We start from the raw sequence: 22,885 nt of genomic DNA, 5'->3' as shown, positions 1-22,885 counted from the left end.
GTCGCAATTACGCAGGTGGTTGTACAACCGACCGGATTACAATAATAAACCCTCCTGTATCGCCAGGAGGGTTCTTATGCCTAACTTTCGGAGCAAGAGAATGCTCCCTTTCCTTATCTTGGACTTGCCCTAATTATAGTCATAGGATACGATTCACTTGGAGGAAGCAAAACAGACAGTATACCCCCACACCATCCCGGAGATGAGGGATCACGCATGAAATACCCTTCTATTCATCTTGACAACATGAACGTAAAAATAAGCTTCGGCAATTACACGCTGCATGTACTTTATGTGTGTTGCGGTTATTTTTTCAACCCCATGCACATGCACAGCCATAGCAATAAGAGCTACGAACTGCATCTGATCCCGAGCGGATACGGAACCCTTATTGCAAACGGTCATGCATATCCGATTTCACCGGGCACATTATTCATGACCGGACCGGGCGTTGCGCATGAACAGTTAGCGTCTTCCGACGATCCCATGTTCGAATACTGCATCTGTTTTGAAGTTGTTCCGGGCGCAGCACGGGCATACTCCGGCCAAACGGATGACGAGCAAGAGCTTGACGCAATCGGCAAACTGCTTTCGGGAACATCATTTTGGATTGGCCAAGACACGCAGAATATGTTGTCGGCTTTCGAGCAATTATCCGATGAAACAAGCAACCGGTTTATCGGTTATTCCATCGTCGTCAAAAACATCATTGAGCAAATCGTCATCAAGCTCGTCCGGAACTATACGAACAATCGCCCCTCCATGAGCAAAATCCGCGGCAAAACGTTGGATGATAACCGATTAGTGCTTATAGATCAAAGTTTCTTGTACAACTATCGTTCCATTACGTTGCAGATGCTTGCGGATCTTCTTGGGTTAAGCAAAAGACAGACGGAAAGAACGCTGAAGAACGAATACGGCCTCACTTTTACGCAAAAGAGGACCGAAGCGAGGTTACACGCCGCAGCGCATTTGTTGAAGACGACATCGATGCCTGTAAACGATATTGCGAAGAGCGTCGGTTATTCCGCATTCGAACATTTCTGCCAGTCGTTCAAAAAGCGTTACCGGGTTTCCGCAGGCGCTTACCGGATGTCTCATCGCTCGGACAATGAATAAAGGGCAGCTTTCGCTCCCCTCTTCCCGTAATATTATTTGTTAACCGCCTTTTGAATAAGGTTCGATATGCGTGCTTTCCAGTTCGGTCAGCACCTGCCTCAAAAAAATTCCAATCTGCATACGTGTTTTTTCGCATAAAAAAACCACTCATACATCGAGTGGTTCACATATGCTTGCTTCGATAATTGCGCTGCGGTTCAATTCCCTCTGAAGCAACGCAATAAATTCCTCCATAACTGACACTCCATTGCCGAATATTGCCCGTCAAACCGCTCTAATGCGAATCATAATAAACCCTGAACAAGAGATCCTGGTCATAATTTCCAAAACCTCTTCCAAACAATGTAAGCCCCCCGCGCCCGCGTCCCGTATCTTCGGCTGTCAACCGGAAAGTCCACGAATCGGCATTCCAATCCAGATCGTGAATTTTTAAATCCGATATCCGCTGTCCGTCGATAAATGTTCCGTTTGCATTTAATCTCAGTACCTTTAATAGTCCGTATTGATTCACGTCCGGCGACCACCATTCCGGTGTCAGCCTCCCCTTTCTCCGCCCGAAGTCTCCCGGACTTGTCCACTTCCCCAGATAAGTGCTGTTCATATAAAACCGGATGTCGGAAGGCCACTGCTCATGAATTTTTGGTGCTTCGGAGCCAATTTCCATAGAAATTTCGACCTCATTCAGCCTTTGGTTCCGAAACAGGTAATTCGGCACCTTATATTCCACATATCCTTTGTAGAACCATAAGATTCCGGCCTGAACGCGTTCCGGATCCATAAAAAACCTGGGGTCATCGTATTGTCCGATCAATTTCTCCACTGATGCAAGTCCGCATGTAGGGATCGCTTGAACATCCGTGTAATGCCCTACCGGTATGGAGATTTCGACCAGCTTCCGGGATGATCGGTTGCTGTCCGGTGATAGATTAATTTGCAAGTGATGGGTGGCAAGCGAGCAAAATTTGTACGTTCCGCCCCGGATTCGCTTGTTTCTGCAGCTGATAATACCCGCCTTTTGCAGCTTGCCGACGTGGACGCTGACAATAGCGCTGCTCAGGCTGAGCGCTTCCGCCAAAGCCTTAATACTTTTCTCTCCATGGTGCAGAAGGTCAATAATCCGCAGGCGGACTTCGCTTGCGAGCGCTTCAAACACCAATAAGGAATCGGAGTCCGTGGACAATTGCATGATTGGGCAGCCCTCCTGGTTGCAATAAAAATTATTCGCTTAGCATATTGATTAATTCATTACGATATGTTTATTATATTTTAACACAAAATCGCATTTAAATTAATATTTCCATTAATTCAACGGAGGGGAAGTAATTGACACTTCAAGCATCCATGGTTATTGACAAGGACTTTGTTCTCTCAGAAGTGGATCCCAGAATTTACGGTTCATTCATCGAACACTTGGGACGCGCGGTGTACGGCGGAATTTACGAACCAGGGCATCCCGCAGCGGACGAGCGCGGCTTTCGCCGAGACGCATTGGAAGCGATCCGCAAGCTGAAGGTTCCGATTATCCGGTATCCAGGCGGCAATTTTGTATCCGGCTACAATTGGGAGGATGGAGTCGGCCCGCAAGCGGAGCGCAAGCGTAAGTTGGAGCTTGCTTGGTGGACTACTGAAACCAACCAAGTCGGAACGAATGAGTTTGCCGAATGGGCGAAACTGGCCGGTTCCGAAGTGATGATGGCTGTCAATCTGGGTACGCGCGGTCCGGATGCGGCAAGAAATTTGGTCGAATATTGCAACCATCCTGCCGGCTCTTACTACAGCGATCTCAGAATCTCCCACGGTTACAAGGAGCCCCATCGTATTAAAACCTGGTGTCTTGGCAACGAAATGGACGGACCGTGGCAAATCGGCGCGAAAACCGCTGTTGAATACGGCCGGCTGGCCAATGAGACCGCCAAGGTGATGAGATGGGTGGACCCGAATTTGGAGTTGGTCGCCTGCGGCAGTTCCGGAAGAGGTATGCCGACCTTTGCCGAATGGGAAGCTACGGTATTGGACCTCTCTTATGACCAAGTGGATTATCTGTCCCTGCACACTTACTACAACAACAATGAGAACGATTCAATGAACTTCCTTGCGCGATCGATGGATATGGACCAATTCATCGGGAGCGTCGCTTCCATATGCGATTACATAAAAGCCAAAAAAAGAAGTAAAAAGAAGCTTTATCTATCGATGGATGAATGGAACGTGTGGAACACCATAGGCTCAAGCCGTGCTTCCGAACGCTGGCAGGTGGCGCCCCCGGAATTCGAGGATACCTATACCATGGAGGATGCCCTCGTTGTCGGATGTTGCCTGATTACATTGCTAAAGCACGCCGATCGTGTGAAGATCGCTTGTTTGGCTCAGCTTATTAATGTTATCGCTCCTATTATGACTGAAAATGGCGGACCGTTATGGCTGCAAACTACTTATTACCCTTATATGCATGCATCCTTATACGGCAGAGGAACTGTTCTGCATCCTGTCATCCGTTCGGCCAAATACGACTCTAAGGATTTTACGGACGTCCCTTACCTGGAAGCTATCAGCGTTTATAACGAGGAATCCCGGCAGATTACCCTATTTGCCGTCAACCGGCATCTCTCCGACTCCTTGGAGCTGGATGTCAATCTTGGCAGCTTCGGGCAGGTACGTCTTATTGAACACATCGTTTTGGAACATGAAAACATTAAGGCAACCAATACGAAAAATCGCCCTCAAGAGGTGGTCCCCCATACCCGCGGAACGACCTTAATCGATGGCGGCAAGTTGTCGGTTAAATTGTCCAAAGCCTCTTGGAATGTAATCCGATTGGAGTATGTATCCGAATAATTGTTAATGACAAAAGAGCAGCTGGTTCCTGTCAGGGTACGAGCTGCTCTCTTTGTCATGTGATTATCGAGATCTTATGATTCTCTTTTTTAATCTACCAGTGCATCCGCATTTCTCAGCAAAACCTCATCTATATCTGGCTAATTTAGAAACAAAACTTACAGAGCAGTAAGGAACATTTACAACTTTTGATGAAGCGCACCGAACGGTTTCACGCCGCCGAGGCCCGGGATCTTGTGCACTAACTTTACCGCCCGCCGCCGTGCGACCAATACAATGATTTCTCCGGCGCCAATAGTCTGCGCATTCAGTTGATTCACGAGCGCACCAAAAGGCAACGCAGCGATTCTTATCCGCGAACTCTCTCTTGATTTTCGAGGGCCGCCGCCAGCAAGGCCAGCGCCAATCCTTGGCCCCAGCCTTGAGCCCATTTCCGGTCAATACCAAGATAACCGTCGATGTCTTTCATGACAGCGGTGCCGCCGGAGACGTTAAGTACCCGTCCGTTGCTCGCGATATTCGCGATCGTACCGTCCAGTGCTTTCTGTACATACTTCGCATGCATCGGATTGCCCTGCATAATCATCGCGGCCGCGATGCCTGCCGTCGCCGATACCTCGCCGTAGGCTTCCGGGTAATCGAGCACGGTACCCCAAAGGCCGTCATCCTTCTGCAGCTTTTTCAGCGCCGCGAGCTGATCGCGCAATGAACTCCATATATGCACCATAGGAGGATACAGATAGCCTTCCGGCAGCACCCTTGCCGCACGAGACATCGTGTACGCCGCCCAAGCGTTCGCGCGCGCCCAATAAATGCCGGACATGTGATCCTTGTTGATGTTGTTGTACCCGTGGTACCAAATGCCGGTTTCCTCGTCCTGCAAATAATTGATATGCCAGAAATATTGGTGCAACGCATCTTCGACGAGCGCTTTATTCCCTTGCATGACGCCGACGCGCAGCATAAAATAAGCCGCCATAAACAGCGTATCCGCCCATGCTTGCTCCGGGAAGTCGTTTTTGGCCGATACCGTATGCTGCAGCACCCGATCTCCGAAACGCAATGCATTCTTTTCTAGATAGTCGATCTTACTCATGATGAGGTCGAGGTATTTCTGCTCCTTCGTATGCTCATACAGCGTCACGAGCATATGCCCCATCGCGCAAGCGTTCACCGTCCAAACCGGGAGTCCCGCTTCGATGTATTCGTCGCACCACGCCGCCATGCGCTCTAAATAGTTTTCGTTCCCCGTCGCTTCGAACGCTCGACTGACGCCGTAATAGGCGACGCCGCACGGCCAGTCCCAGGTCAAATCCATGCCAAGGGTGTAGTCCGCTACCCGATCGATGATTTGTTTTAATTCCGCGGTATCGATTTGCAATTTCATCTCTTCTACCCCCGTGAATAAAGTACTATCGTTGTTGTGCTGCAAGATGCATCTCCACGCACATGAGAATGAAGGCGCCGGCGCCGTGCAAATCGTTCTCGCTGGTCGGGCGGGCGATATAATGCGCGTAATCCCCGATGCCGGTGCCGATGCAGATGTTGCCGATTACCACGTTGCCGTTCTCGTCGAACGTAAGCGTATCGATGACGCCCTGGTATCCCTTCCATGCATACTCGAGATACTTCGCGTCCAGATAACCGAAGCGCACCGCCTTGGCGATCGCATGAACGTATAAGGACGTACAGGAGTTTTCCAACCAGTTGTCCGGGCGGTCGCCCTTGTCGACCACCTGATACCATAAGCCGGTTGCCTCATCCTGGTACTTTACCAATGAAACCAGCAAATCTTGCAGGATGCCGACCAGCTTCGCTTTGTCCTTGTGATCCTCGGGCAGATGCTCGAACATCTCGAGCAGCGCTACCGGGTACCAACCGATGGCACGACCCCAAAATTCCGGAGCCAAGCCTGTCACAGGGTCCGCCCAGCTCGCTTCCTTCGTTTCATCCCAACCGTGGTACAGTAAGCCTGTAACGGGATCTTTCGTATGTTTCTCCATGAGGAGCGCTTGGAACGTCATCATGTCGAAATATTCGCTTTCGCCGAACGTCTTCGCGAACTGAACAGCGATCGGACCGGCCATGTACAACCCGTCCAACCACATTTGGTTCGGATAATGCTCCTTATGCCAGAACCCGCCCGATGGATTGGTCTTCCACGACTTTAACAAAGGAACGAGCGTATACAAGGCTTTCTTATAGCGTTCGTCCCCCGTCTGTTCATATAGATTGAATAGAAGCACGCCCGGTTGAATATCGTCCAGCTCATCCGGTTTATATTTCTTGATGCTGCCGTCCTCAAGAATCTGGCTGTCTACCCACCGCTTGAGATAATCATAATATTTCCGGTTGCCGGTCTCACGCCAGCATTTCTCCATCCCGGACAAGAAAACCCCTTGATGGTAGTGGAACCGATCCGGCGGAAGCGCCTCCGGTTCGAACTTCGCCATCAATGCTTCGCAGGCCTTCTCCGCCCACTCAAGAGGATTTCGCGTGTCTTTCATCGATCCCGTTACATGATTCGCCGAAGCACTCATCTTCCTATTCCTCCTCCTTATTGCTTGCTACCCTCAATGCTAGCACAACAGTATGTACATGTTTTGCATAATTCCTCGAATTCTTCTTACATCTTGCACTCCCGCGATTATTGCGTATAATGAAGGGCAACGTTTGGAAAAGGTGGGTGGCACATTGGGAGAACTTTACTTCGATAACGGCAAAGAAACTTTCTTGGTGCATCACCGGAAGGCGCTGAGTCACCATATGTCGAGCAGTCATTTCCATAGAACCTACGAAGTCTTCTATTTGATGTCCGGCAAAAGGGAATTTTTCATCAAGGACCGAACCATGGTGATTGAAGAGGGCGACGTGGTCATTATTTCTCCGAATGTCCTGCACCGTACGACCAACACGGAGATGCCGGCGCATGAACGCCTCATCGTCAATATTCATGAAAGCTATTTCATCGCTTCGGATGGATCTCACGCGGATATCCTGCACCCTCTGTTCGAGAAGGAATATGTCTATGTAAAATGCTCCTCGCACGACCGAATGACCATCGACGCGCTTGCGAACAAGATTATACAAGAAGTTCGGGATAAGAAGCCCGGCTACGAGACATATGCGCAGGCATTAACGCTACAGCTGCTAATCGATTGTTGCCGGCTAATGACGGAAACCGGCTACGAGACGCCGGAACACCCCAGCTCCAAGCATGAGCGCATATCGGAAGTGGTTCGTTACATCAACAGTCATTATATGGAGGAACTGTCACTCCAACGGTTGGCCGAGAAATTTTACGTCAGCCCCTACTATTTAAGCCGTTTCTTTAAGGAAGCAACCGGCTTTACCTTCGTGGAGTATTTGAACAATGTCCGGGTCAAAGAAGCAATGACGCTGCTTCTCAGCTCCTCCATGAAGGCCAACATGATCTCTAAGAGGGTTGGATTCGGGAGCGTGACGCATTTCGGAAGAGTCTTCAAGCAGGTCACCGGACACGCTCCTTTATTTTATAGAAAACGGTAACGGAGAAAACCCGAACGGTTCACCCACCCTGTTTGGGCCTTTTGGTAAAAATTCACAAAATCCCCTCTTCGATAAAACTTCGTTCCTATCCTTCATAGCGTCATATCCTTTCACATTTAGTGTGGAAACTCGATGCTTTTAGTTCCCTTCTGCCTGTGGGTACTCGGTGGAAAAAACAAAGAAAAGACCTTGACGATACATCAAGGCCTCATTGAAGAACTTTGAAAACTTGGCTCCGCCGCCTCGTTAATGCAGCATCCTCTACAACTGCACCGGCTGCATTAACCCATCTTCGCCGAAGGTGAGCGGGTCTATGCAGACTTCACGATGATAACCTTTTCCTTGTGTAAACTGGGTCAACGGCGTGACAAACCGGTGATAAGCAATCCAATACTTATCGGTACCGGGCTCCCGGAGAATCGAATGATGTCCGGTGCCGAGCATATCCTTTTTCTTATTTTTGACTAGAACCGGGTAACGGTAAGTTACCGGTCCGTAAAGATGCTCCGCCGTGCCATAGTTTACGTGGTAATCCTCGCTGCCGGTGTCGTCGCAGGACCACGTGAAGTGATACTGCCCGTGGCGTTTGAGAACAGTGACCGCCTCCCGGAAGTCGTCCAGGCCGACAAGATTCTTCATCGTATCCTCAATTACGGTTACCATATCTTCGCCAAGCTGTACGATTGCAGGGTGTGCATTTCCAAACAGCAGGTAAGCTGTGCCGTCATCCTCAAAAAAGACGGACGGGTCAATGGTCTGGCCCATGGCGATACCTAGACGCTTCATCTGCTCCATGGTAATAAGCGGCTGCGGCTGCGCACGAAAGGGGCCAACCGGAGTTTCGGCAATCGCAACACCTATGGCGCTCTCTCCGCTTTCCATTTTGCCACAGAAATAATAGTAGTAATTACCGTCTTTGCTGGCAATGGCCGGAGCCCATGCACTGCCGACAGCCCAAGGGACGTCTTCCGTCGCAAGATCCAAAATCACGCCTTCGTCTCTCCAAATACGCATGTCAGCCGAAGAAAACACATGAAATTGCGTGCCCGACCAGCCCGTGAAGCCGTCGGTTGTCGGATAAAGGTAATAGCGGTCGCCGAACTTCACAAGATCCGGGTCTGCGAATTGCCCGGGCAGCACCTGATGGCCGTCGCCGAACGCCGCCAGAAGGCGGCTGCATTCTTCTGCGGTAATCGGGAGGACCCCGCCGTGGCGTTTCTTGGTTTTGCCTAAATCGAACGACCCTTCCGGCACAACCCGGAATTCACCGCTTTCAAGGTCGGAGGCACGCAGGGGGAGGTAGCCCTTTCCTTCCGCAAAACGATCCACAATGAGACACCACTCCTCGCGGTCGTTCAGCTTGTAAATTTGCGGGCCTTCCACACCTAACAGTTCCTCTAGAACCGGAGCATGCACATTGGTAAAGGAGTTTTTCTCCAACGATGTGCCTTTTTCGACCCGGATATTTTTCGTCGTTTCATCCTTGGAATAACGGTAGTAGGTACCGTTGTGTACAATGATCGTGGTGTCAATGATGTGGTTTTCCCGTTCAATGTACTTTTCCGGCGCTGTAAAGCTGCGAAAATCCTTGGTACGTGCGCTGTATATTTTTTGCTTCCGCTCTTGTTCCTGCGGCTCCTGCGTTGCCGATGCCCAAAACACCAAGAAATCGTCCGCGGCCTCGTCATAAATCGCTTCCGGTGCCCAGACGCAGCCTGCCCCTGGTACGCCAACCGTGACCGCCCAAGGTGAAGACCAATTCACCAAGTCGACGGATTCCCATACGATAATGTCGCGGCTTCCGGCATTCACTGCGGCGTCCCAGCCCTTTCCGTTGGCAATGCGGAGATCCGTGGCAATCAGATAAAACTTGTCCTCCTTGGGCGAGCGCACTAGAAACGGATCCCTAACGCCCTTTTCCCCCAGTTCGGAACGCAAAACCGGCAAGCCCCCATTCAAGTCTTTCCAATGCAAGCCGTCTTCACTGTAGGAGAAATAGACTTGTTCTCCGTCGGGCTGTTCTCCGATAAAATGCACCAAAAGATAACCTGAATATCTGCAATTACGTACTGTCAAAATAATGCCCTCCCTGTTACGATCAACACGCAAAACACTATGTATGTTGAAGTCTCACTTTGTCATTGTATCATCTATCTTAACAGTTCAACACCTCTGAACGCGGCCTTTTAAATATTGAAGTGAATATGCTTTCAAAGTATGCGGACTAAAACCCAGAATGCGCTTGTCTGCCTCATACAACATCCATAGATCGGTCATTTTCATAAATTCACAGAGCCATAATAGAAAGCCAGGGATGCTCCCTGGCTTCTTTTTCATTTTATTTAAGATTAGCCGGTTTCCGGCGGTAACTTACCTATTTTAGATAAGAAACATCGTTCTCAACATTTACAGCCTGCTGGAGAACCCACATGAAGTACAGGGCTTTAGCAGCTTTCTCTCGGGTTACTGCCACTTTCGGTTCAAGCTCTGTGCCGTTAACCATTTGTCCCCTGGCAATTCCTTTCTCGGAACGGATCAGGCCCAATTCATAGGCTTCCTTAACTTTAGAAGCCAAGTGGGGTGCGATTTGCGCGGTATCCATTAACTGCTGCCAGGAAACAAGAGGATAGTACATCGCGCCTCTGGAACCCGGGTCCATATACGGATCATAATTCGGGTCATCGGGTACCACGGCTGTTCCGTTATAATCGGTCATGTACTTCGGCTTACTAGAGAACTTCGCATGATACGCGTCATCCAGAATAGCGCCCATTATTTCCCGAGTAAGCTTCCCGTCCGGGTAGCCGGCGAATGTCGATTTTTCCAAATTCATCAGCTTGGAAATACATCGAATGAATTCGCCAACGGTCATCTCCTCATCCGGATTAAAGTTTCCGAGAGGATCCTTGCTCATAACTCCCAGCTGAATCAACTTCTCAATCTGATTGCGGTAATAAGCACCTTCACCGGTCGTTGTATCGCCGGCCATTTCGGGAAAAATCTTCGACCAGTCTCCTGATAAGGCTGCAACCCTAACATCCGCTTTAAGATAAGAAGCGATCGCAGCTGCTGTGGAATCGCCGGCTTTCACTTTTTTCACGAGTTCGGTGGGCCGAAGCCAGCTGTCAAATTGGCCGATCATCTGATCGAAACCGCAGCGGTGGGTTATATAACTTCCCATATCCAGCGTGCCTGAGCGTAATGCGTCCAAAACATAATCAAAATCTTCGCGCGTTGCATTGCGGCTTCCCATGAGCGTCAATTCTTTCTTATGGAAATCGGGATCGGAGATAAATGATTGAGAAAAACCGAAGACAAAAAGCCCTTCGTCCGTTGATTTTCATTGCAATCTTTGCAGATTAAGCGAATGTTCTTTCAAAATATCGTTTACCTGAACCGGCTGACCGGAATCAATGCTTTTTTCGATCGCTTCCATAATCGCGATCGTATGAAGCCCTTCATGCAAGTCAGGCTTTGGTGTTTCGCCTTTGTCCAGACACTTTGCAAAGTATTCAATGTAATTTTGGTATTCGCCGGCGTGATGGCTTTTCCCTTCAAAACGGAAATAATACGGTTCCTTTTCTTCATAGCTGTGAGTGGCCATCTTTTCGCCTGTGAATTTTGTATAGTATTTCAAATGCGAGTAGACGGAGCGGGTCGTACCGAGTGTGCCCCTGAGCGTACAGCTGATGCCGGGATCAATCTGTCTCAAGGCCGGTTTTGTATACGAGCCCGCAACGGTCGCAATTCGTCCTTCCGCATCCTTCATCAGACATCTCATGGTATCCGGTACCTTCAAACCGTATTCTTTGTTTGTGGCACTGGAGTGTCCGTAAGCGAAAACTTCTTCGATGCCTGGCAGATACCATTTGGCCAGGTCGACAGCGTGGATCATGAAATTGTACATCCAGCTGAAGCCTTTCTGTCTGCTCCAGTCTTTTTCTAAAAACCAGCGGGAGTCGGAGATGTAGTACGTTTCCACAGTATCGACTTCACCGTGTTTTCCACTGAGAAAGTCGTTGCGCTGATGGATCATCGGTTCGAAAAAGCGCGAGCTTTGACCGACGAAAATATGTTTGCCGGGCGCTTGTTTCAACGCATCGAGCAGATCGTGGGCTTCAGCCAACGACGTAAGCAGCGGCTTTGTGACAATAACGTGCTTGCCGGCTTCCAATGCCTGGCGGATATGCAAGCCGTGCAGCTGATCGGGCGTATAAATGGAAATGACTTCAATTTCCGGATCATTCAATAAATCATCGTATTTAAGCGTATAGCGTGTCAGTCCGAATTCCCTGGCGCGCTCCTTACACAGGTCTTCATTAAGATCGCAAACATTCACCAACTCCCAACGGTCGCTTTCAAGTGCCGCCGAGATAATACTGCGACCTTCACCAAGGCCGATCACGCCAAGCTTGTACTTTTTGAGGCTCATTTGTGCATTAATTGGAGTTAATTTCATAACCTTAACCTCCAGCGAAGGTTTAGAATGGAGTCCCTCTTTTCACTTCAGATATGACCTTCATTACTTCAACAGCCTCATCCAGGGTTATGGGGAAGGGATGACCGAATCGGATCGATTGATAAAGCTCATCCCAAATGTTAAACTGCTGCTTGGGTTGTACCGGCAGGTCCTTCTCAATCCATGGCAGCTGTTCAGGCTGTCCGAAGGTGGCCCCTGGGGTCCCCAAGTCGGCCGATTTCTGGGCTAGCGGCTGTTCCGGATCCAGGTATTTCAAGGTGATCGTATGGTGACACAGCGAGAGGCTCCCCTTCGTGCCATATACCAAGTACAACGGAGAAGAGATGGCCACTCCCCCGCTAATCTCCAAATCGACGATCCTCTGGTTGCTTCCCGTCATTACAATTTTGATATGGTCCTCCGCGTCGCCTGCAGCGGCCACTCTCTTTAAATTGCTCCAGATCGATTCAACTGGACTTTCCATCAAGCGCAAAGCGTGATCAATGATGTGCGGTCCCCAATTTAACAGCTGCCCGCCGCCGTATTCTTTGATCGTTTGCCAATCATCTCTGCGCTGGAAGCCATGGCGCGCCAGCTTAATTTCATACACCTCTCCTAATAAGCCGCTCGCAATGATTTCCTTGACATGAAGGAAATCGGGATCGAACCGGCGATTGTGGCGAATATACAGCGTGCCTTGTGATTGTCCGGCAGCCTCTTTCAATTGCAACGCTTGCTCGTAATTTAAGCTGATCGGCTTCTCCAGGAACACGTCCTTGCCTTTAGAGAGTGCTAAGGCAGCGTGATTCGCATGGTCAACGGAACGTGAGGTAATATCGACCAATTCAACCTCTTTATCGGCGATCAGTTCTTCAATGGTAGAGTAGGTTTTGCATTGATACCGTTCCTTCATCATTTCCAAGCGCTCGGGCAAGGGATCACAAGCGGCAACAATTTGAAATTGCTCTTCTTTGCCTTTGATTTCTTCGCAGTGCATTCCCCATCCGGCTCGCCCTAAGCCTACTAATCCGATCTTGATTGGTTTGCTCATCAGATGATGTTCACTCCTTACTATAAAGTCAATGATTGGTTCTACTAGAATCCAATATTTCGCAGAAACTCTCTGCTGATGGAAAGGTCCTTCAGCGGATCCTGCAAATGAGTATCATGCTCGATGAAGACCCATCCGTCGTATCCGACCTCTACCAAGGCTTTCATTACAGCGACGTTATCCAATCCGATATTGCCTGCGCCAAGCTCGCAGAACCGCCCGCGCTGATGCCATTGCTCTTTGTCTGGGTCAAGGAGCAGCCAATCCTTCAGATGAACTACCTGAAGACGCTCCGGGTATTTCTTTACAATCTCTGCCGGATTGCCGCCTGCCGCTGCTAAATGGGCGGTATCCAATACAAGATTGCACTTAGGACAGCGGTTTAGAAATGCCTCCAGCTCTTCTTGAGTCTCTACCAAGGTCCCCATATGGTTATGAAGGGCAACATGAATGCCCCAACGCTCACACGCTTCTGCTTGAATATTCACCTGCCGGCAAAAGGTATTGAAATCCTTGCCGCTGACTTCCGTCCACACATAGGACTTGCCTAGAGCGGACGTCCATTGAATGGAAAGCTCGCCGCTCGGGCCTCGCACAGTCGTAAAGTCCATTCCTAGCTTTCGCATTCTCGCTGCCTTATGCATCGCATCCTCCGCGTTGGCAAAGGTAAGCCGCTCTACTCCTTCATAACCAATTTTCTTAAGCTGAAGCCAGCGTTCTTCATAATCGAAACAGCCGCCATCCCAAACATTGAATCCGTAATCAGCAATTCCGAACTTCATGGTTTACAACCACCACTTTCAAATTAATGTAACAGGAGATGCATCCATAGCGGATGGCTGCATCTCCTGTTTGCGTTCATTGCATTAGATGAATTGAACTATTCTGCATAGATTTCATTAGCTTGCTTAGTAATTGCTTCGCCGCCGGATTGTTTCCATTCCTTGACGAATTCATCAAATCCATCAGTTAAATTAACTTCACCGGTAATAAACTTAATGTAATACTCGTCTCCTAATTTACCAAGATCGGGGTACTCAGACATCACAGGTACTCTGAACGTTAATTCGTCCGTTATGATTGGAGCGTTTTCTGTTAGTTTCTGCCTGAGATCCAGCTGTTCCTGCGTGTAGTTGTATTTAAACATCGCCAACGATTTTCCAATAAACATATTGTAGAAATTTCCGGCTCCAATCTTGGCTGCCCTTTTCTGGATATCAGCGTATTCCGGCTTGGCCTCAGGTACGCCGTTCTTCAATTCATAATGCTCGCCCTCGACACCGAAGGTTGTCATTAGATACGCCTCATCTACTGTTGCAGTTGCCTCAAGAATTTCGAAGATTTTATTCATTTTCTCTGGGTCATCGGCAACTTGTATTCCCATACCGATATAGCTGTTCTTGGAACCCCATGCTAATCCGCCGCTGGCTCCATCAGGTCCTGTTACCGGTTTGCCTACTATGAGTTCAGCATCGGGTTGGGCTCCTTTAAAGGCGGAGCCGATTTTCCCTGAAACCGGATGATAATGCATCCACATCCCGCCGTCCATCATACCTACACGGCCTTCGGATAAAATCTGAGTGGACTTGGCATCATCGACTGTAATGAATTCGGGATCAATAATGCCGTCCTTCCACCATTTGTTCAAGACGAGGAACCCTTGTCTTGCTTCCTCAGTGATCATCCCGAACACAAGCTCTCCGTTCGCATCTTTCGTCCAGAATTTTGGCTGTACACCAAAGGCCCCAAAAACACTGTTGAAAGCGAAGGCTAGACCGTCTTTTCCTCTGGCAGAGATGCCGTAAGTATCTTTTTTGCCGTTGCCGTCCGGGTCATTATTGCGAAATTTGTATAAAACGTCTTCCATTTCCTCTAAGGTCTGCGGTGCTTTGTTATATCCCACAGCGTTCAGCCATTTGCCGTTATAAGCCGGGAGGAAGGGTGTTGTACCATCAGGCCAATACAATGGGATTCCGTAGCTTTTTCCTTCGTGTTTCCCATATTCCCATAGTTTGGGGTCTACCTCATCTACGGATTGTGCATATTGTGGCATTTTCTCTTTAATTAACTCCACCGGCAGCTCCGCAAGAAGGCCCTGAGTGGCATAATTTTCAATATCGCCCGCACCCCATAGCCAGAAGATGTCTGGAATTTCCTTGGAGGCCAGTTTAATATTCAACTGCTCCCCCCAATTAGAACGGTCAATGCGCATGTTTTTAATCTTGACATTAAACGTTTCTTCTAGATATTTTTGTACAGGGGTGTCATCGGTATCAGGGGGAAAGAAGCTAAGCCAAGTAATTTCTATGGGAGCTTCCTTTGACGATGAACTGTCTGCTGAACTGGATGAATCCCCTTTAGTATTGGTTTCTTCTTTTTTTGCATTTCCCTTGTTTAAATGCGAGGGCTGCGAATTGCTGCTGCATGCTGCCAAGGCAATAACTAGCATTAGCACAAGCAGCACGCTGAACATTTTTTTAGCTTTTTGCATGGTAATATCCTCCTTGTGATTTTTTATGTTAATAGAACATAGGTTCCGCTTAACATTTCATGTCATTACCCTTTCAATGAGCCAATCATGATGCCGCGCACAAAATATTTTTGCAGAAATGGGTAGACAAGCAAGATCGGCAGTACGGTAACCATCAACACAGCAGCTTTAACCGTCTCAGGCGTTACCAATTGGGGACCGGTTGCCATATCCATAAGCATCGCCAGCTCTTGATTTTGGTTCTCTACAACCAGTCGCCGTAAGAAAATCTGCAGTAAAATTTTCTTTTGGTCCTGAATGTAGATCAACCCGTCAAACCAGGAATTCCAGTGAAAGACGGCGGCCCAAAGCGCCACAGTAGCCAGGATTGGTTTCGATAGGGGAATTACGATGGAAGACAAAATTCGTATGTCATTGGCTCCGTCTATCTTTGCGGAATCCTCAAGCTCGGCTGGGATGCCCATAAAAAAGTTGCGCATGATCAGCATGGAAAAGGTATTAATTAAGAATGGAGGCGCTAATATATAAACCCAGCGGGAATCTATCAGACCAAGATTTTGAATTAATAAGTAAGTGGGGATTAAGCCGCCCTGAAAAAACATTGTAAATAAAATCACCATTGTAAATAAGGTGCGGTGGGGTAAGTGCTTCTTGGCCAGGGGATAGGCCGTCAGGGCCATCAAGACCAAGGAAAGCAGCGTTCCCACCACAGTCCGGAAAATCGTATTGCTAAACCCAACCCAGATTCCATCTGAATTAAGCGCTGCTTTGTACGCCTCAAAGGAGAGTTCTTTGGGATAAAGATGAATTCCTGATCTCATGGCTTCAGCCGGTGCGCTTCCCACGTTGCTTATTTTAAGTGCAGTGTCTTAATGGGGGCAATTTCAATTTCAGTTTAATGATTATATTATTTTGACTGCACAAGATTTTATAAAGGAACACAATAAATTTTAAGCATAATAAAAGCCTCCATTGTTGGAGGCTCATAGCATACCATTCAAATATAATCTGGATCCTGTATTTCTTTTCCTTGCATAGACTTTCGATATTGGCTTGGTGTAACGCCATACTTATTTTTAAACTTCGTGCAAAAATATTGAACATTTCGGTAACCGACCATCGATGAGATTTCGGTTACGGATTTTGAACTGCCGCATAGCGACTCGGCTGCCCTCTCCAGTCTCATGCCGGTTAAGTATTCAGAAAACGAAACCTGAAATATTTCACTGAACGTTCTTGATATATAGGAAATTGAGAATGAAAACCGCTCAGAGAGCGCGTCCAAGGATATGTCTTGATCGAGATTTTGATCGATATAGTTCTTGATATCCTTCATTGTACTTGTGCGAGAATTATTTTGGGAATCTTCTATAAATCGGACTACCTTTTGACAGTATTCCAAGATGTGGTGAAGTGTCTCCTTTAAGGTATCCTTCTTAAAGCTTGTAAAAAAGTCCGCTGTCACCTTGAAAACATCTTGCAATTCGTGACGAAGCATGACTTGATATAGTGTAGCCGTTAAACGTACAACAGCAAGATGGATGACTTCAAGGGAATAGTCGCTATCCATCATTTTTTCCTGAAACTTGTGAATAAAATCTGTTGTAGTCTGTATATTCCCTGCACTCAACGCAGTTTCAAGGCGATCATATTCCATTTTTTCAGGCCATCCGCGTCGTCCTATAATGTCGCGGTATAATAAGATGGCTCCATAGCCGTATAAATATACATATTCAAGTGATTGTAATGCTTTATCATATGAATTTGGAATTTCTTTATAGGATCGTACAAGATTTCCTAAACCTACTGAAAAAACAAAGTCGTTCCGGGTAAGTATTTTAAATTTTTCGATTTCCGACCTGATTTGATCATATGAATCGTGTTCGACTTCTCCCTGATGCAGTATATACAGAACAGCGGTTTCCCGGGGATTGATCGTGATTATACGATAAGGATGTACGTGCCCCATTTTTTGATAGCGTGTCCTGAAGGTGTCAATATTCCCGCTGTGAAGACGGATATAACCGATCAGATAAGAAGAATCAGGAGGAATGGGTAGATCATCCATCTCCTGTAAGTTACCTCGAAGTAAACTGTGAATTTGCTCATTCTTAAGTTGATTATGCAAGGATGAAATTTTCATATCCATTAAAAAAAACACTTGATTGATATATTTGTATTCATTTGCTTGATGAGCAGGAAACGAAGCTCCATAAATGCGTCTAATATCTGCCACCATTTTCCTCAAAGGCAAATGCAGACGTCGAGAAATTAGGTATGAAGTTAACAATCCTATGACCATCACAATCAAACAGACCAGGACAATATCCCTCTGTAATTTCTGGGCAGACAGAAAGAACGACTGCATGGGTCTTACTACAATATAATTCCAATCATTGTCGCCGGTCCCGGCTTTGGAAAATGTAACTACTGTCTTACGTCCTTCGATTGATTCGACTTTGAAGTCTGCTTCGGACATCCATTGGTTGAGTTGCATTGAATTGATTTGATACGTTGCGGTTGTCGAGTTAATTGAATTGCCGGCTTTATCTATGATATAAATAGCTTCATCCGGTGAACCCATCATAGCATCTAGCATATGTTCGATATATTGGATATCAATATCTATATACATATATCCCTTGATTTTATCTGATTCAGCTTTATAAGGAAGGGTAAAAATATAAGTTAATACTTCACGGCCGTCGGGTCTTACCCTTTGAAACCATTGATGAGGTACGGAAGTGGACAGACGATTAATAAAATCATATTCCTCTGAATTTAACGCATCTTCATAATAATAGTTAGTATCCACCACAAAGTCGGATTTTTTAAAATACAGGGTGATATCTTCTATTCCCAAGTGTGCGGACTGCATTAATTCCAAATCATTACGAAGTCGTGAAACCCGATACAAATTGTCTTCTTCGGAATGATCCAGAAAATACCGGATTTCCTCACTGTTTTTTGTGCTGATCGTTGCCATGACTTTATTCGAGAAAACGTTTTCATATTTGGCCAATAAATTGGTTTCAATAAAATCCTTTATGTTCTCTACCCGATGGCGGCTTTCCTTCGCTACTTCCTCGATCATTATTTGATTTGCTTTGGAATATAAGAGCCCGCCACATAGGGCAATAAGTATGATTGCAAAAATACTTAATGTAATCACAAGTGTCCGTAAAGAGTAAGACTTGAATTTTATATCAGGCATAATCCTTCCCCCTTTTTGGATAACGCTTTCATTTAGTACACCCTTGATACGATCAGTACCAAGGGTCCAAGGGTCCTTTTGCTGTTCACCTGCCGCAAAGCGTTGTCATCCTACAATTGTACGATGGCTTGTTCACCGGAATACGAAATAGCGGTATGATGAGCTTCCCCAGCTATTTCAATTGAAAATTGTCTTTGCCGCTGCATCCCTTCAAAGCTGCCCGACCTCTTCTCAAGCGTAAGTGTGCGCTTAGTGTTGCGCCAATTCATTTCGATCGTGGAAAAATGTCCATCTTCGTAGTTGTAATTATCTCCTTCATCCTCATACAGCGTGAAGGACCCGTCTGCACCAGGGTAGATTTTTAGATGAATGACTGCTGCTCGCTGCTCTTCGGCATACTGTATATCAGGTCCTGTTGAAACAATTGCGCCCGCTCGAACAAACAGCGGCATGGTCTCCAAATCTGCTTTAGCCACTATGCTCTTGTTTCCTTCGATTCGTTGATCGGTCCAATAGTCGTACCAAGTACCTGATGGCAAATAGACGCTACGGGTTTTATGTGTACCCTTCAGTTCACGAGAGTCCGGACCGTAGTACATGGCCGTTGTGACAGGGGCGACCATAAATGCCGGTCCAAACATAAATTGATCGTCTATGTTATATGTGTTCGCATCATGACGGAAATCAAATGCCAAAGCGCGAAACATGGTATAGCTCTGATGGGCAACTGCTCCAGCTAGGGAGTAAATGTATGGCATCAACCTATACCGCAGCTTCAAATACTTCACTAGGGTGTCGTACATTGGCTCACCGGGCTTACCGAATTGCCAAATTTCCCTTGGTGTATCTGTACCATGTGAGCGGAACATCGGGAGAAAAGCGCCCAATTGAAACCACCGTACGTAGAGCTCACGATAGCCCAGATCATCTACACCCTTATCATAATCACCATTCCAGAACCATAGATCCGGTTTGTTTTGCACGAAGAATGCACCTATATCCAACGTCCAGTAAGGCGAACCTGTGATGCAAAAATTAAGTCCGTCTGCAATTTGCTTCTTGAGCGTGTCCCAGTTTGCAGCTATATCACCCGACCAGGTGATGGTGCCGTAGCGATGCTGGCCTGCGAAAGCGGATCGAGTCAGGTTCACCACGCGTTTGCTGTCCGTCGCAGCGCGCTGGCCTTCGTAGATGCCTTTGGAATGCAGCAGTGAGTATGTGTTGATATATTCAGGATCGAGGTAGCGCTTGGCTTCGCCCGTATTAATGAGCATACGATGTTCAGGCTCTGGTTTGATTGCGCCCTTCCAATCCGCCTCGAATGGCTCTGTGCAGTCGCACCACCATGCGTCTATCCCATGAGAGAACAGACCGTCGTTGGCTTGCTGCCAATATAATAGACGTGCATCTTCTTGAAAAGCGTCATACGTAGCTTGGTTGCCGAGCAGGTATCCGCGTTCACTCATTTCTCGGTGGTTGTCGCCGCCTGAGTTCATGATCGGCCATATAGAAACCATCAGTTTGGCATTGAGCGCATGGAGTGTTTCCATCATGCCACCAGGATCTGGAAAACGATCCGGGTCAAGTGTTTTCTGCCCCCACAGATCTCCGGCCCATGAACGCCAGTCAAGCACGATGCAATCAAGCGGAAGATCGCGGTCACGATATGCCTTGACCGTATTGATCAGCTCTTGCTGGGAGACATACCTCTCTTTCGATTGGACATAGCCGAACGCCCATTTAGGGAGCATGGGAGCCTCTCCCGTCAGATATCGGATGCCTTTAATGATGTCGTCAAATTCCGGGCCAACAATCATAAAGTAATCCATTTCTTCATCCACATCGCTCCATAGGTATGAACCGAATGAGTCGTCATGAAAGGTCATCAGCGAATAATTATCTATAAGTACGCCATAGCCGCGGGTGGATAGAAATGCCGGCACCACTGCTTTCATATTTTGTTGATAGAGGTATTGATGCTTTCCTCGCAAATTCATCATGCCTTCTTCATGAGATCCCAAGCCATACAGTGCCTCATCCTGCTGCCATTCAAACTCCAGCTTCGTTCGAAAGGCCTGTCTATCGACAGTCTGCTGCAGTCCATCTACGTTCACCCGGAGCCCATCCGCACCGAGTTTAGTTTCGAGCTCCGCCGCATCTTTGAATACCGTCCGCATCACATCGATTCGCTCTAAGGTCTTCCCGCCCTTGTCCGGCTCTTTCGTCAACACATTTCCTTGTGAATCGAAATAAGTGAATGCACACGTTGCTTTATCTATCCTGATGGTCAAATCATCGGTTGACAATTCAAGGTAAACCTCATGATCATGCATATGCCATTGAATCGATTCCGTTTTTGCTTGCTTCACGATCATTAAACTTTCCTTATCACTAAAAAAATCCTCGAGGGTATACCGAATTCTAGCAATATTTGAAGTGAAAAAAGAAACATCAATCATACCATTTGATGTGTTCATCGTAATTCCGCTTTCATTCACTTGAAAATCTAATATTTTCATCACTATCACCTTCTCCATTTCATTATATCGCCATTATATTGCTACTAACTTTTTATTTCTCCAACATTATTGCTCGAATTTATCACAATATTATCACTTAATTATCTTCCTCCTTCATTTTCAACATGTTATTGTAATAATATGATTCTCAGACAGTTAACCAACATTCAACGAGGAAGTGGTTAAATTGTTCGAATTCCGATATTACGAGAATAAGAGACATGGAAGGCCTAATTTTCCATTTCAAATCTATAAAGTCAGGCAACCCCAAGATGTTCAACAAATCCTGCCGATCCATTGGCATGATGAAATGGAAATTATTTTCTTAGACAAAGGACAGGCTGTCTTTCGAATTGAGGACAGCGATTTCCCCCTCCATGCAGGAGAGGCTCTAATTGTTCACCCTGGGGAACTCCATAGCGGCTATAATGATCAATCGTGCGAGGTCACTTATTATTCCATCGTGTTCAAGCTGTCTTGGATCACTTCGGATCAAGCCGCAGACCATGAACTTACATCCTTGGTGCTTAAATCTGAAAAATTCCCTTCGTATTTAACCATCACCGACAACATCCATGTCCAATTGCTGTCTCGAATACAGCAAATTCTGCACAAATACGAACTCAAACATGCCGTTTACGAACTGGGGCTTAAAGGATTATTATTGCTACTATTTTCAGATGTTTACCAGCATGATTTGCTCGAGAAAGGCAAAGCCAACAAACACATTCACCGTTCCGAAGCTAAATCGTTAATCAAGAAAGTATTAATCTACATGGAAACACACGCCCGTGAAAAAATTGAACTCGACCAATTGGCTGGCGTCATCTCCTTAAGTCGTTCACATTTTTGCAGATTTTTCAAAACCCATACCGGAATGCGGCCTATAGAATATTTGAATTTCATTCGAATAAACAACGCTGCGAGCATGCTACGAAATGGGAATTGTACCGTTCTGGAAGCGGCCATTGAGTCCGGTTTTCATCAGCCAAGTTATTTCACAACTTGGTTTAAAAAAATACAGAACATGACGCCTTCGGAGTACAAGGCCCTCTACTCATCAGGGATCTAAGTTACTAGAGTAGCACAGTCTCCCCCCTCCAATTGCGATTCAACTATGCCGATTGGACGCCGGAACTCATTTAGCCGATTTCTACTTCATTGCTGTAGCAATAGGAGAACGATCGGACATTTTCAAAGTACATGCCCAAAAAACGACCGCTATCATGCTTACCAAGGTCCCCAGTATGCACACGCCGAACCACCCCGCCCAAGAATAAATCCAGGTCGACGCAACTGAACCTGTTGCGCTTCCAAAGGAATAAAAGATCATGTACACTGCGGTTAGCCTGCTCCTCGCTTCTGGACGAACACTTAATATCATACTTTGATTAGTAACGTGAACCGCCTGCACTGCGAAATCCAACATAACGACCCCTATGATAAACAGCCACATGGACTTCTGTAGTAACCCTAGTGGCAGCCAAGAAAACACTAACAGTAACAAAGCGATGCCTGTCGTCCGTTGTCCTAATCCCCGGTCTGCCAGTCGTCCCGCACTGCTGGCGGCCAATGCCCCCGCTACACCAGCAAGTCCAAACAGTCCAATTACGCTGTGGCTGAACGACAGTGGAGGGGAGCTCATCGGCAATACCATTGAGGACCATAA

17 protein-coding genes are annotated in these 22,885 nt (G+C 47.1%); 4 read left to right on the top strand and 13 right to left on the bottom strand.

Annotation, left to right across the window (positions count from 1 at the left end; all coding sequences use genetic code 11):
• The first annotated feature begins 216 nt into the window (after positions 1 to 216).
• Positions 217 to 1,119 carry an AraC family transcriptional regulator gene (locus JET16_RS19705; protein WP_199619316.1) on the top strand — a complete coding sequence of 301 codons (903 nt, stop codon included), beginning with the start codon at positions 217 to 219 and terminating at the stop codon, positions 1,117 to 1,119.
• A 274-nt stretch (positions 1,120 to 1,393) separates the two neighbouring features.
• Here the strand turns inward: JET16_RS19705 and JET16_RS19700 are convergent, their stop codons facing one another.
• The gene (locus JET16_RS19700) at positions 1,394 to 2,305 is read right to left on the bottom strand and encodes an ArsR/SmtB family transcription factor (protein ID WP_199619314.1); all 912 of its coding nucleotides are present in this window, start codon (positions 2,303 to 2,305) and stop codon (positions 1,394 to 1,396) included.
• Between the two features lie 155 nt (positions 2,306 to 2,460).
• On the opposite strand from JET16_RS19700, the gene arfA reads away from it, so the two are divergent.
• Positions 2,461 to 3,954, top strand: a complete 1,494-nt coding sequence (arfA, locus tag JET16_RS19695) for an arabinosylfuranosidase ArfA (protein ID WP_233531942.1) — start codon at positions 2,461 to 2,463, stop codon at positions 3,952 to 3,954.
• Between the two features lie 349 nt (positions 3,955 to 4,303).
• On the opposite strand, the gene JET16_RS19690 is transcribed toward arfA, so the two are convergent.
• Positions 4,304 to 5,341 (bottom strand): glycoside hydrolase family 88/105 protein, encoded by a 1,038-nt coding sequence (locus tag JET16_RS19690; protein WP_199619310.1) that lies wholly within the window; start codon positions 5,339 to 5,341, stop codon positions 4,304 to 4,306.
• A gap of 25 nt (positions 5,342 to 5,366) precedes the next feature.
• A complete protein-coding gene (locus tag JET16_RS19685; RefSeq protein ID WP_233531933.1) occupies positions 5,367 to 6,494 on the bottom strand; it encodes a glycoside hydrolase family 88/105 protein in 1,128 nt (375 codons plus the stop codon).
• A gap of 154 nt (positions 6,495 to 6,648) precedes the next feature.
• Here JET16_RS19685 and JET16_RS19680 point away from each other — a divergent pair, with 154 nt between their 5' ends.
• Positions 6,649 to 7,482 (top strand): AraC family transcriptional regulator, encoded by an 834-nt coding sequence (locus JET16_RS19680; protein ID WP_199619301.1) that lies wholly within the window; start codon positions 6,649 to 6,651, stop codon positions 7,480 to 7,482.
• 261 nt (positions 7,483 to 7,743) lie between these two features.
• Here the strand turns inward: JET16_RS19680 and JET16_RS19675 are convergent, their stop codons facing one another.
• From JET16_RS19675 to JET16_RS19635, 9 genes are all read right to left on the bottom strand, one after another.
• Positions 7,744 to 9,558: a family 43 glycosylhydrolase gene (locus tag JET16_RS19675; RefSeq protein ID WP_199619299.1), complete on the bottom strand. Its 1,815-nt coding sequence runs from the start codon at positions 9,556 to 9,558 to the stop codon at positions 7,744 to 7,746.
• A 298-nt stretch (positions 9,559 to 9,856) separates the two neighbouring features.
• A complete protein-coding gene (locus JET16_RS19670; protein WP_199619297.1) occupies positions 9,857 to 10,735 on the bottom strand; it encodes an S-layer homology domain-containing protein in 879 nt (292 codons plus the stop codon).
• A gap of 87 nt (positions 10,736 to 10,822) precedes the next feature.
• Positions 10,823 to 11,941 carry a Gfo/Idh/MocA family protein gene (locus JET16_RS19665; RefSeq protein ID WP_233531932.1) on the bottom strand — a complete coding sequence of 373 codons (1,119 nt, stop codon included), beginning with the start codon at positions 11,939 to 11,941 and terminating at the stop codon, positions 10,823 to 10,825.
• 22 nt (positions 11,942 to 11,963) lie between these two features.
• On the bottom strand, positions 11,964 to 12,992 hold the full coding sequence (locus JET16_RS19660) for a Gfo/Idh/MocA family protein (protein ID WP_199619295.1): 1,029 nt from the start codon (positions 12,990 to 12,992) through the stop codon (positions 11,964 to 11,966).
• A gap of 44 nt (positions 12,993 to 13,036) precedes the next feature.
• Positions 13,037 to 13,774, bottom strand: coding sequence for a sugar phosphate isomerase/epimerase family protein (locus JET16_RS19655; RefSeq protein ID WP_199619293.1), 738 nt, complete (start codon positions 13,772 to 13,774; stop codon positions 13,037 to 13,039).
• A 98-nt stretch (positions 13,775 to 13,872) separates the two neighbouring features.
• Positions 13,873 to 15,483, bottom strand: a complete 1,611-nt coding sequence (locus tag JET16_RS19650) for a type 2 periplasmic-binding domain-containing protein (protein ID WP_199619291.1) — start codon at positions 15,481 to 15,483, stop codon at positions 13,873 to 13,875.
• A gap of 65 nt (positions 15,484 to 15,548) precedes the next feature.
• Entirely contained in the window at positions 15,549 to 16,304 is a 756-nt protein-coding gene (locus JET16_RS19645; protein WP_199619289.1) for a carbohydrate ABC transporter permease, read from the bottom strand.
• 176 nt (positions 16,305 to 16,480) lie between these two features.
• Positions 16,481 to 18,697: an AraC family transcriptional regulator gene (locus JET16_RS19640; protein ID WP_199619286.1), complete on the bottom strand. Its 2,217-nt coding sequence runs from the start codon at positions 18,695 to 18,697 to the stop codon at positions 16,481 to 16,483.
• Positions 18,698 to 18,807: 110 nt separating this feature from the next.
• Positions 18,808 to 21,216, bottom strand: coding sequence for a glycoside hydrolase family 31 protein (locus tag JET16_RS19635; RefSeq protein ID WP_199619283.1), 2,409 nt, complete (start codon positions 21,214 to 21,216; stop codon positions 18,808 to 18,810).
• Between the two features lie 187 nt (positions 21,217 to 21,403).
• Between JET16_RS19635 and JET16_RS19630 the strand changes: the two genes are divergently transcribed.
• Positions 21,404 to 22,288 carry a helix-turn-helix transcriptional regulator gene (locus tag JET16_RS19630; protein ID WP_199619282.1) on the top strand — a complete coding sequence of 295 codons (885 nt, stop codon included), beginning with the start codon at positions 21,404 to 21,406 and terminating at the stop codon, positions 22,286 to 22,288.
• Between the two features lie 81 nt (positions 22,289 to 22,369).
• Here the strand turns inward: JET16_RS19630 and JET16_RS19625 are convergent.
• Positions 22,370 to 22,885 (bottom strand): MFS transporter (locus JET16_RS19625; protein WP_199619280.1); only part of this gene is annotated, 516 nt, incomplete at its 5' end.

This window comes from Paenibacillus alkalitolerans, assembly GCF_016482785.1.
Taxonomy (GTDB): Bacteria; Bacillota; Bacilli; order Paenibacillales; family YIM-B00363; genus Paenibacillus_AE; species Paenibacillus_AE alkalitolerans.
This window is presented reverse-complemented; position numbering and strand designations above follow the sequence as displayed.